9 protein-coding genes are annotated in these 11990 nt (G+C 64.3%); 3 read left to right on the top strand and 6 right to left on the bottom strand.

The window, feature by feature from the left end; translation table 11 throughout:
* Positions 1–415: 415 nt before the first annotated feature.
* A complete protein-coding gene (locus FIV42_RS22560) occupies positions 416–1048 on the top strand; it encodes a hypothetical protein (RefSeq protein ID WP_141199879.1) in 633 nt (210 codons plus the stop codon).
* A 10-nt stretch (positions 1049–1058) separates the two neighbouring features.
* Here the strand turns inward: FIV42_RS22560 and FIV42_RS22555 are convergent, their stop codons facing one another.
* Positions 1059–1409, bottom strand: coding sequence for an SPW repeat protein (locus tag FIV42_RS22555; protein ID WP_168210866.1), 351 nt, complete (start codon positions 1407–1409; stop codon positions 1059–1061).
* 195 nt (positions 1410–1604) lie between these two features.
* On the opposite strand from FIV42_RS22555, the gene FIV42_RS22550 reads away from it, so the two are divergent.
* Positions 1605–2414: a glycosyltransferase family 2 protein gene (locus tag FIV42_RS22550; protein ID WP_141199877.1), complete on the top strand. Its 810-nt coding sequence runs from the start codon at positions 1605–1607 to the stop codon at positions 2412–2414.
* A 1340-nt stretch (positions 2415–3754) separates the two neighbouring features.
* On the opposite strand, the gene FIV42_RS22545 is transcribed toward FIV42_RS22550, so the two are convergent.
* From FIV42_RS22545 to FIV42_RS22530, 4 genes are all read right to left on the bottom strand, one after another.
* Positions 3755–4123: a hypothetical protein gene (locus FIV42_RS22545; protein ID WP_141199876.1), complete on the bottom strand. Its 369-nt coding sequence runs from the start codon at positions 4121–4123 to the stop codon at positions 3755–3757.
* A 187-nt stretch (positions 4124–4310) separates the two neighbouring features.
* Positions 4311–5261, bottom strand: a complete 951-nt coding sequence (locus FIV42_RS22540; RefSeq protein ID WP_141199875.1) for a DUF1152 domain-containing protein — start codon at positions 5259–5261, stop codon at positions 4311–4313.
* Positions 5262–5322: 61 nt separating this feature from the next.
* Positions 5323–6174 (bottom strand): GNAT family N-acetyltransferase, encoded by an 852-nt coding sequence (locus FIV42_RS22535; RefSeq protein WP_141199874.1) that lies wholly within the window; start codon positions 6172–6174, stop codon positions 5323–5325.
* Positions 6175–6466: 292 nt separating this feature from the next.
* Positions 6467–8068 carry an NHL repeat-containing protein gene (locus FIV42_RS22530; protein WP_141199873.1) on the bottom strand — a complete coding sequence of 534 codons (1602 nt, stop codon included), beginning with the start codon at positions 8066–8068 and terminating at the stop codon, positions 6467–6469.
* A gap of 251 nt (positions 8069–8319) precedes the next feature.
* On the opposite strand from FIV42_RS22530, the gene FIV42_RS22525 reads away from it, so the two are divergent.
* Positions 8320–8826, top strand: coding sequence for a hypothetical protein (locus FIV42_RS22525; protein WP_141199872.1), 507 nt, complete (start codon positions 8320–8322; stop codon positions 8824–8826).
* Positions 8827–8842: 16 nt separating this feature from the next.
* On the opposite strand, the gene FIV42_RS22520 is transcribed toward FIV42_RS22525, so the two are convergent.
* The gene (locus FIV42_RS22520) at positions 8843–11608 is read right to left on the bottom strand and encodes an ATP-binding protein (protein ID WP_141199871.1); all 2766 of its coding nucleotides are present in this window, start codon (positions 11606–11608) and stop codon (positions 8843–8845) included.
* Positions 11609–11990: the final 382 nt, after the last annotated feature.

Genomic DNA, 11990 nt, shown 5'->3' with positions numbered 1-11990 from the left:
CTTTCGAATCAGAATTGTCAGACACGACAAGCTCCCTTTCAGTACAGGAGTAACGTGTCGCTAAACTAAGGTTCATCGAGCAGATGTCCACGATTCGCCGGCGCCCACGCCTTCACGGCCGGCTCGAAGGCGGCGTGCCCACGCGCTCAGCCGTTCTTGGGCAGTGTTGGCCACTCCCACCAAACCCTCACGCCACATAAAAACGCACACACACGCGCTAAATCTGCGTATTTCCACCCTCGCTCGTGAATAGTGCGCGCCTGGACCCGACATTTCCGCGTCAGAACACACCTATGGGCGTCCTGCGCTGGCACTCTTCTTGCTGCTCTTGAAGACGGATGAGACCGGTGGGCCCGGACGGAGTGACCGAGAGCGTGCGCTGCACGCTCGCAACTTGGATTTGAGGAGCGAACGGATGAGAACGAAGCGATCGAAGTGGACACTCTTGGTGGGGGCGTCGGCGGCCGTGGTCGCCCTGCTGGCCCTCGTCGCGGCGGGATGCGGCTCGGCGAACGACGACGCGCTGCAGCCGGCCACCCGGGCCGAGATCACCGAATTTCAGACCGTGACCGGGGAGGTGCGCGCGGCCGCCGAGGACTACGGCGAGCACATGGCATCCTCCCAGACAGCCGACGCCGAAGACTGCCGGCGCGTGCACGAGGCGTATCACGACCGGGTCGCCCCCCGCGTCGGGCACATGATGGACATGAGCGAGTCGATGGACACCTACATGCACCACCACCGCGGCGAGTCCCTCGCCGATGTGCACTGCGTGGCCGAAGCGATGCGCGCCGAGCTCGACCATCACGCCCAGGCCGCTTGTGCCTCGGACGATATCGCCCAGGCTCGACGCGAGGCGACTCGCCACCGCGACGCGATGCTCGGCTACGCCGATCACATGTGGGAGCGGTGCGATGAAATGATGGGGACCGTCGGCGACGACGGCCCCCAGTGGGGTCCGATGATGGATGGCTGCCAAGCCTACGACGGCATGTCCGGCCGCGGCCACCACTGGATGATGGACGGTGACCACCATCATCGTCGCTAAGTCGCAGCCCTCAGGCGGGGGTGGTCCGGTTGAAGGCTCGCCGCTGCAGCAATCCGTACGCGGCGATCGCCGCGATCGCCCCGCCGACGAGCAGGTGGTTCCACGCCGCGTCCGCGACCCCGCTGTAGTTGTAGAGATATGGCGCGAAGAAGATCCAAATCCCCGCCGCTAGGTTGACGAACTCCTCCCAAACGCGCGGCCGGCTCAAACCAAAGAGCGACACCACCGCCACCAGCCCTCCGATGAGCCACGAGTTCCAGGTGGCCGCCGCCGTTGCGTCGCCGAGGCCGAAAAAGGGCGAGACGAATAGCCACACGCCCAAAATGAGGGTGACTCCACTCTCCCAGGATGCTTTCTCCATGACGTACTCCATGTGCACGAGGTTATGACTACGATTCGGCCGAGCTCGAGCCCACGGCCGGCCAAACCACGGACAACTCACCCGAAAGCTAACCTCGTAGTCCGCTCCACCAAATGTCGCGCCTCGCCACAATGCGCCGAGCATGCGACCTTTGCGCAGCGCCTCTGCACATCACCACTGCCGTGAACTCCCGATATGGAACCGTTCGTCTCCATCATCCTGCCTACCTACAACCGCGCCTACGTCTTGTGGCGCGCCATCCAGAGCGTCCTCGCCCAGACCGAGCCGCGCTGGGAACTCCTCGTCGTCGACGACGGCTCGACCGACTGCACCCAACGCCTGCTCGAGGAGTTCCGCGACCCGCGCATCACCTCCATCCGCACCGAAAACGCCGGCCCCTCGGCCGCGCGAAACGCAGGCCTCGACCGAGCCGCGGGCGATTACGTCGCCTACCTCGACTCAGACAACGCCTGGCGCGACTCCTTCCTCGAACGCGTGCTCTCCGCCACCCGTGCCCACCCCGACGACGTGTTATGGTATTGCGGCGCTTCCATCACCTTCTGGGAGCGCGACGCCACCGGCCGCTGGCGACGCATCGAGCACACCGACGAGCTTCGCCGGCAGTACTCCCTCGACGATGTCTGGAAGCTCAAGTGCCCCGACACCAACGGCATCCTCCACCGCCGTGGCATCGCCCGAGAGGTCGGCGGGTGGGACGAAGACTGCCGCTGGCTCGAGGACTGGGACTTCTTCGTGCGCGTCGCCCTGCGCTACCCCGACCGGACGCGCTGGGTCCCCCACATCCTGGTCGACTACCGCCAAGTCCACGGCGAAGGCGCCGACGGCTTGTGCGCCCAAGCGCGCGAAGACGGCGAGGCGGAAGTCACCGGCCGGCGCTACCTGCTCGACAAGTGGGGCGCCCACCCGGACTTCGACGCCCGCGACAAGCTCGACGTCACCCCAGACGCGCTGCCCAAGCTGCGCGTGAAGGAGGGCGACGAGTGACTCGGCAGGTTCAGCTAAAGCGCTCTGCATCCACTGGAAACCGCAAAGGTCGTGGAAGCCGCAAAGGTCGCTAAGGGCGCGAAGGTAGCAAAGGGGGCGCTCGCGCCAATCGCCTGAGACCCCGGCGGGTTTATCCCGACCGGTGAATCAGCCTGTGCAGCTAAGCAGGCCCCCATCACTGTCGCGACAGCATACCGGTGCGTCTACCGACAGATTTCGCCGGCATGGGCGCTGCGGATTTGCTTGTGATATTGACCGGTCAACGGGCAAAGCCCGTCCCGTTTTGAAGCCACCTCGGATAGGTCACGCCTCACTGCGACGCGCCCACCCCGACGCCACGACCCACGAATTACAACGACGTCGCTGCGGCACTCCACATGGCACAGGCCCATCTGCACGCCACCGACGAACTTCGACGCATCAACAAGCCCGCACCGGGCAAATCCGGTAACTGCGCTCCGTCGCAAGGACGAAGCTACCGGCTCGGCCTCCGCCGAGCGCGTCGAAGAGGTACGGTCCAACTTCTCCTCGAAGATACGCTCGCCACGAAGGCTCTGTTTTGCGGATCGGGAAACCGTTCCGCCGCAGTCCGAGCCCACCGGCTCAGCCGCCGGGTGGTGAGTCAAAGCTGACGACGACCCACCCGCCCGTTTCAAATGTGTGGGGAAATTCGTGGCCACGATACATCCACCCCTCACTACTGTTTTCGGCAAATTGGAAAAAATGTTGCGTACTTTCTTGAAAATCGGGCCGCAACGGGGTGCAGGAGCCGTAATTCTCTAATACGAGGATATGGCGTGTTTGCGACCGAGCAGGGTTTCTCGCGAGGCCGCCGACGCCCTCGTAAGCCCTCGATCGCCGTGCGACATCCCGGACGTCTCGCAAGACACGAGCCTTCGCCTTACCAGATTAGGGCTCGAAGGCTCGCGCCGTCTTCTGGTTGCGACGTCGAGCAGTCGGCGGTCTTGGGAAACCCACATGGGCTCGCTGGAAGCCGCCCCGCACCTCGTGGAAGTGCCCAGCAGGGGCATGGAACGCGTTCCACGCACGTCAGGGCAGTTTCCGACAAGCCCGTCGAGGGCGTACCGACAGTCTAACGGCTGTTCCGAGCGAGCCGGGGCGGCTACGAGCCGTCCGGGGCGGCTACGCGCCGTCCGGGGCGGTTACGCGCCGTCCGGGGCGGCTACGCGGCGTACGGGGGCGGCTTACCCGCCGTCCGGAGCGGCTGCGAGGGAGCCGGGGCGCGTCCACGACCTTGTCCGAGGTCGTGGAACGCCCCCGTCTCTTCGCTGACTGCTCGGTCGAGCAACTCCTGAGGCTGCTCCGTGTCGATTTCGCACTTATCCCCCGCCCAGATTCCAAACCCAAAAGAGAGGAAAGCTCGCCGCGTACACCACGGCGAAGCCGATGGCCGCATAGACCGCCAACTTTCGTCGCCGCGGCAACGGGCCTGGAAAGTCGGTGTACCGAAAGAGGAGCGCGACGACCACGGCGCAAGGAACGACCACCGCCAGCAAGGGCCCGGGCATCAACAGCGGAAGCAGCGGCCAGGCCAGCGGAATGAGGAACGGCAAGAAGTTCGCCGGCGTCCCCGGCTGCAGGTGAAGGTCGAGCAAGTGCACAAACCAACAAATCCAGTTCACCGTCTCGGCGAGCACCAATGTACAGAAGGCGCCGGCGACGATATCTTTTGACAGCAGCGAATTCATGACAGCCTCGGTGTGTCCCGGTAGCAATCGGCTACGAGAGTCGACGCGACAAACTCGCGAGCATTCAAACACGCGAGACAATTCACCCGATTGGTAATCTACAAGGACATGCATCCATTGTGGCGGTCGACTGCGCCCCCCTTGTCGGGCGGAGGCGACGCGATTCCAAAGGCGCCTCGCCAGCTCATCATATCGGGATATCATCCCAACCACGAACGTCGACTGTCTTGCGAAAGGCCTCGATGCGCCGAAGCACCTCGCCGAACTCCCACGTGTTCTCCAGCCAGTCGGCGTACAGGATGCGCGAGGCGACCGCGTCGAGTTCGAAGCACCAGTATAGGGTCATCAGCGGGTTAATCCACAGCCGGCTGCCCCGGGTGCGCTCGAGGCGATGGTGGTCGCCGTAGTGCCCTTCGAGCGCGTCGATGATCGAGGCGCTGACGATGCTCTCGCGCCCGGGCGTCTGCCCCTGCACCCAATCGGTCGCCTCCATGTAGCGCTTCACGGCGGGCATCTGCTGAGTGAGTGCGAAGGCGCCCAGGTAGCCGCCCGTTCGTGTGAGCTCGGCGACCGCCTCGAGGAATTGGGCGTGACAGACGCCGTGATAGTGGTCGATGCCGAAGCCCAAGCAGATCAGCAATGCGTCGTCGAGTTCGAGGCGCGCGCCGGCGAGCAGGCTCATCACGTCTTCGGCGGGCGTGCCCAGGCCGGCTTCGTCACCGCGCATAAGGCTGTCGGTCCCTCCGTCGACGAGCACCAGCGTGTCGAACTCCAAGGTCGCGGCGAGCAGCTCGTAGGCCTTCTTGACCGCCTCATAGCCGCGGCGCTCGATGCAGAACACCGGCGTGGGATCGTCATGGGCCTCGAGCCACTGGGCCAGATAGCGCTCCGGAAAATAGTCGGGGTTGCCCTGCGTGCGGGCGTCGACCTCGTAGACGCCCCAGTCGTGCGCGACAGCGTCGGACTTGGCCAGCGCCGAGAAGCTCAAGTTGGCCAAGTGGACCGTCTTGCCGGCCTCGCGCAGGGCAAAGTAGATCGGAAGGCCGCTGAACAAATCGAAGCCGCCTCCGGCGCCTGCGATAAGCACGGACTTGGCGTCGCGCAGGCGGTCGAGGACGGGTTGGCGTAGCAAATCCATTTAACAAGTCCATTCAATGAGGAAGCTCGCAGGAGCCGGAGCGCTGAGCGTCCAAATCATATCAGTCACCGTGCGCGCCGGCATACTCGTCGCGCAGCATCGCGTAGATGCGCAGGTCGATGAGTTCTTCGCCCCTGCGCTCGCATTGCCGAAGCGTCCCCTCGAGCACGAAGCCGAGTCGCTCGGCGACCGCGCAGCTTCGGGTATTGCGAGGCTCGCAGCGAATCACCACGCGTCGGAGCCGAAGCTCCTCGAATGCGTAGTCGAGCAACGCCGAGCAACTGCGGGTGACGAGCCCGCGGCCCTGGCTGGTCTGGTCGATCCAGTAGTAGATCTGGGCGCTTCGGCGCTTTGAGTCGATGGGGCCGAGGCCGACGACGCCGACGAGCTCGCCGGCCTTGCGGATGCCCACGGGGACGACGAGGCCGGCGCGACGCGCCTCGTCGAGTTCGTGCAGCCGGTCGACGGCGTCCGCGCGACTTTCGACGAGCGTCTCGGGGGTGAGCCAGTCGGCCAGAAAGTCGTGGTTGTGGGTGATGAGGTCGAAGAAGGCGTCCGCGTCGGCGGGCGTGAGCACGTGGAGTCTGTGCTCGTCGTCGAGGGTGTGCGAGAAGGCGTGCGGCCCGAGGTCATCCGCCGACCGCCGCGCGGCGCGCAGCCACTGCAGGGCGCTCTTCAGGTCCGCAAACGATGTGAACACGCCGACGAAGAACCCGAGCATGCCGACCGCCAAAAAGCCGATATTGTAGACCGGGGGCAACGGCCCGTTACGGCGTACTTCGACGAGGTGGAACGCCGCTGCCATCAGGGCGACGCCGACGAGCAACTTGCCCAGCCCGAACACCATCGCGCGCCGTGCGTGGCTGACGAGGCGGGTGCGGCGTGGCGCGGTCGATGTCTGATGGACGCCCATGAGGCCGGCTGCCTAAGAATCGGGACACGGTGTGACTGAACTCGGCTGTCGACGAGATAGTAAGGGCAGGCGATGAGCACGTCTATCCGCTGGTCGGCCTGCTCGTCTTCGCGTCGGTCGCACCGAACAAATCGCGCGCTTTCGGTGCGAGTGCTTCCAGCTCTCGCTCACGAGGGCAAGATGCCCCCGCACCGAACAAATCGCGCGCTTTCGGTGCGAGTGCCTCCAGCTCTCGCTCACGAGGGCAAGATGCCCCCGCACCGAAAAAATCGCGCGCTTTCGATGTCTGCACTCAGGGCTTCGAAGTGGTCACGACCATATTCCAGTCGTGCACGGAGCCACCGCGGCTCAGCTTACCGTACGCAGATCCGAGAATGTGGAGGGTCCCATCCGGGCGCACCACGGCCTCATTTGCCTTCTCGGCCTTCTGATAGCGGCCGAATTGGTCGACCCAGCCGAAGCGGCCGCCCGCGTCGAATCGGGCGATGAACATGTCTTCGGGGTGTCCGAAAGAGCGGTTGATGTCGAAGGCGTCCGGCTCGCGGAAGTCCCCTTTGGTAAACCCGGTCACGAGCAGTGAACCCTGCTCGGTGAAGTCGACCGACGAGACAAACTCGTTGTACTTGGTGCCAAACTGGTGGCTCCACAACTCCTGGCCTCCACGGTCCAACAGGGTGACGAACGAGTCTTCGTTGGGCCGAAAGATCTTGGCGTGCTTTCCGTGCAGCGGCCCTCGTGTGTTGCCGACGATCGCGATATGTCCACTTTCGTCGACCGCGACCTTCGCCGGATACTCGCTGCCGTGGCTTCCCCACGCGCGCATCCATTTCTTCTTGCCGTCGGGCGAGTACCTCAGCGCGACGACGTCCAGGTGGCCTTTGTTTCGGTGGCGGCCGATATGGTTGGCCGTCGAGGCCGTGACAATGACATCTCCGTTCGGACTGACGGCCATCGCCGAGATCGTCGAGTTACCGGCATGATAGCTCTGCTGATTGAAGAACTTCGTTTTGATGCGCTCCGTCCACTGCAAGTCGCCATCGGCGTCGATCTTGGCGAGCATCATCTCACCGACGTCGAGGCGGCCGCCCTTCTCGTGGGCGCGACGGCGGCGCACCAGCGTCAAGCCGACGTAAATCTCGCCCTTCTGACTCACCGCGAACGACGCCAGGCTGACGTAGCGAAACCCCGAGGGCTTGGCCTTGCGAATCTCATCGAAGAGATCTTCGTCGAGGATCTTCCCGTCGGATGAAATCCGCGTCAGTCGCATCGTTCCCTTCGAGGTGTCTTTGTCGACCCAGTGAGTGATGCCTACGATCAGGTCGCCGGTGGAGGGGTCTTCGACGAGGTTCGACATCCCCTTGATGTCCGAAAAGTCGAGCTGACGTTGCGCTCCGTCGGCCCCCCACCACGTAATCGCGCCGCGAATATCCAAGGGACTGTGAACCGTGCGGTGATTGGTGACAAGCGTTCCGTTTCGATCGATGAGCCCCGAAATCGGGTCCCCGACGATACCTGCCAACGTCACGTCGCCACCGCGGGGATGAGCACCACAATGGGCGACGTCGCCGGGCAACCCCGGTCCATAGGTCACTGAATCGATGGCCTGTTTTTGCCGCGGCCACTCGGCGGTCGGCTTCCCCGTGTTGAAGTCGACGGGGATGTCATCAATCGTCCACGCATCTCCCGGATAACGCTTCGACGCCGACTCGTTGGGGCCGGTCCGACGCCCGCCAACGCATTGAGCACGTGCCGAAGCCACGTCTCCCTGCGAGGCCTGCTGCCGGGCCGTCGCCGGCTGATTGGGGCGCGAATACTCGGATAACGTGCAGCCGACGAGACTACTGCCAACGAGCAAGGTGAGCGCGAATCGAGCGGCGGTCTTGTGTGCAAACATCGAATCAACTCCCAGCGCGGGTTTATTTGTCACTTCACGATTGTGACTCGTCCCTGTCGAGGTTTATTCAGATGCATTTATAGCCCATTGTCCTACAAGAACAGTGCCAGTGGCCGCTCGTTGCCCCATACCCGAGGCAATTCTAAGGTATTCTAAGGTGACTCGGTCCGCTCCCTGCTCGATGGTGTGCATCAGACACAATCCAGCCCGATGAACGGGCGAAGTCATCCAACCACCAGCAAGGAGTGACGATGCACACCGAACATAGCTCTAACCTCAGCTCTACGCGCGGCTATCTGGTCGCCGCAGGCGCCGTTCTTATCGCGTTGTCTGCCCTGGCACAGCCGGCGCAGGCCCAATCCAGGGAGCAACAAACCGTCGAGAAGGTCGAGAAGATCGTCGCGATGACCGACGACTTGGGAGCTTGGGAGCGCTACAGCTGCAAGACCTTTGTCGAGACGCTCGAGCAGACCGACGATGAGGCCAAAGAAGCGCTGGCCGAGCTACAAGCGTGGGAAGAGGAGAACGGGGAGGCGCCGTGGTCGGAAGGAAAAGAAGCCGTCGCCAAATGGGAGCGGGAGCGTATCCGGCTGAGCAACGCAGTCGCTCGGTACGAGCAGCGCGCCGTCTCGCGCCACGAGGCCCTCGCGGACTGCGCCGAAGACGCGTCGACGAAGGGGTTTATGTGGATCGGCGCGCTGGTGTTGCTCGTTGGTGTGGGCGGCGCGGGCTTCTTGTGGCGAATGAAGAAGGGCTGATTGGTTCGGTGAGCAGTCAGCCGTCGGTCTTCACGCGCCACTGCTCTGTGAGCACATAGCCGTCGTCGTGCTTGACCAGGGCGTCTTTGAGCCCCAGGTCGCGCAGCACGTGGATGGCGTTGTAGAGCCGGTTGGTACCCGAATCGACATCGAGGTGTTGGTCGGGCCAGCCGATCTCGATGAGCTCGTAGGTCGACAGGCCCTCGCCCGGCGCGCTCACACGCCTTTGGACCAGCGCACACAGAATGAGGCGCACCGCGCTTCGCCGCGACAGATCCAGGTGGGTGCCGTCGGGCAACCAGACGTCGCGGCATTGCGAGGCGACTCGCAAGGTGAGCAGCTCGTCGGGGTGACGCAGGCGGCGCTCCACTGCCTGTGCGACGCGAACGAGAAGGCGAAGCTGGGCGAGCATCGGTTCCTGGCGAGCGCGCCCTTGCAGAGCGTCGAGTTCGGGCTGCAGGGCCTCGACCCGGCCCGATGAGCGAGCCGCATCGAGTCGCTCGAGCAAGTCGAGAAACAGAAGGTGGTCACATTGGAACGGCTCGAGACGCTCGCGCGCCGCCTCGAAGGCTGCCTTCTGGCCTCGCCCGGTGAGGACGGCCAGACACGGTCGAAGCATCGCCTCCATGCGTACAAAACCGCCGTGCTCGTCGAGCAGCGAGCAACACTGCTCGAGATGCTGTGTCGCCTCGGCCTGGCGATCGTTTTCCCACATCAGCAGACCCAGATGGCCGTGCAAGATGACCCGATCCCACTCGTGACGACGCCGCTTGGCCAGGCGCAGCCCCTCCTCGAAGATCTTGTGCGCCTCGTCGAGCCTGCCGGCCAGGTGGTGCGCAGTCGCCAACGCGCCCAGAGCGCTGGCGTTGCGCATTCGGTTGCCGAACTGCTCGTTGAGCTCGCAAGCCCTCTCGGCCTCGGCGACTGCCTTTCCGAAATCACCGCAGTCGAGGCTGACAATGACCACATGCTCGGCCATCGTCGCCTCCGACTCGAGGTTGCCGGTCTGGCGTGCAATGGCTAGCGAGCGCTCCAGGTAGTCTCTGGCGACGGCAAAGTGCTCCCGAAACCGGTGCGTGGCCGCCAGCGCGGTCAATGCGGAGCTCTGATAGGCCGGATGTGAGTGCGCCTCGAGCAGCTCGAGGGCCTCCTCGGCCGCCTTCCGAGCACGTTCGAGCTGACCCATGCGACTGTAGAGGGCCATCGCATTCGACAGACACAGCGCCTGGCCCACCGGATCATTATGCGTGCGTGCCAAACGCACCGTGTCGTCGGCGACCTGCTCAGCCTTGTCGAGCGCACCCTGCATCCGGAAGAAGACCACCAGGTGCCGCCCCATGCGCACCGCCAGACGTGCTATGCCGGAGGCGGTCGCTTGGCGATAGGCGCTCTCCAGGAGCGCGGTCGCCTCGTCGAGCCGACCCTCGAACCACTCCAGCCATGCTGCCTCGACGACCAGCCGAAGCCGCAGGTCGTCGCGGCCGCTCTGCTCGACCAACGGGCGGGTCGCCTCGAGGAGGCTGTCGAGGCGGTAGCGCGGGCCGACGCGGCGAAGCCAATAAGCAAGCACCAGCGCGGCTCGAGCAGCCAGCTCCGGATGGTCTTGGCGGCCGAGCTCGACGCAACGCCACAAGTCCGCGCGCATTGCCAGGAGCGCCTGGCGAGCCTGCGCTCCCTCGGGTCCGAGCTCGGCCTCCATGAGCGCCTCGGCCTGTGTGACCGTGCTGATAACGTAGCGCTGATAAACCGCGTCGCGCTCACCGCCGCCTTCGAGCTTCTGACGGGCGAACTGACGAACGCTTTCGTACAGACGCACCGCCGGCGCACCATCGGCGCGGCTCGCCTCGTAGATCAGCCCCAGGTCGAGCAACTCCTCGAGCAGCCCGACGGGCCACAATGCGTCTGCGTCGGCGAGTTCGAGCACTTGCCGAAGCTGAGCGGCAGTCAACGCAGCCGGAAACACCGAAGCGGCGGCCAACACCTCGCGCGCCCGGACGTCGAGGTGGTGCCACGACCACTGCAGCGTCGCCTCCAGCGCGCGGTGGCGCTGGGGCCGGTCGTCTGCACCGGTGGCGCGCAACAGGGCGAAGCGCTCGTCGAGGTGGTCTTCGATCATCTGCGGGGTCAACAGGCGAGTTCGCCCCGCGGCCAATTCGATGGCGAGGGGCAGACGATCGAGCCGGTCGACGAGCCGCCCGATGGTGGCCGTTAGCGTCGCGTCAGCGTGTGGATCGGCCGGCAGTTTGTAAGCGCGATCGACAAAGAGAGCTACGGCCGCGTCGTGCTCGAGCGGCTCGAGTACCACGGCAGTCTCTGCGTCGAGTTCCAGCGGCCGACGCGAGGTCGCCAGCCACTTGACCTCGGGCGCGACGGCGACGAATTGCGCGATGAGCGCCACCGCATCGGCGTCGAGTTGCTCGCAGTTGTCGAAGACGACCGCCCGCCCCGGGCGAGCGTTGAGCAGCCGGGAGAGCCACTGACGCAACTGCTCGGCGTCGGCGCTGTGGGCACCACCGCCGGGTGCCCGGGCAGCCAACGCCGCTAGCACCTCGTCTTCGGTGTGCTTGGCGCTCAGATCCACAAACCACGCTTCGCCTTGGCCTCGTTCGACAATCCGGCCTCGTGCGACAAACTCGCGGGCGAGCCGCGTCTTCCCTACCCCGCCAGGGCCGACGACGGTGACCAACGGGCTCGTGCCGAAGGCCTGCTCGAGCTCGTCGAGTTGGCGTCGACGACCGTAAAACGTCGTCTTCGCCGCCGTCTTGGTTGTGTCACTACTCATTCAGTCTGCTCCCAGCGCCTTCATCCATCAATCACTTCACGACTGTGACTCGGCGCGGCTGAGGTTTATTCAGACGCCCTACTAACCCATTGAGTTACACGCCTCTCAAAAGGCACCATTGAATCGGGGGGTTACACGCATCGGCTTTTTAAACTCTAAGACACTCTAAGGTGAAGCTCCGGCCGCGCACATCTAGGGTTAGACATGTACATGAAATGATAGCGATACCGTTTCACAGAGAGCCCAAAGATGCTTCGCGACAAGATCGTAGTACTCGCTCGACATAACCTACCTCTATGGTGCTTGGCCAGCTTCGCTATGTGCGTCGGGGCTTGTTCCGCGACTGACGAAGCGCCCCCAGCGCAGAAAGTTCGTGCTCCAG

Source organism: Persicimonas caeni, assembly GCF_006517175.1.
Classification (GTDB): Bacteria; Myxococcota_A; Bradymonadia; order Bradymonadales; family Bradymonadaceae; genus Persicimonas; species Persicimonas caeni.
Note: the sequence above shows the minus strand (reverse complement) of the source record. Positions and strands in the feature narration are given on the sequence as shown.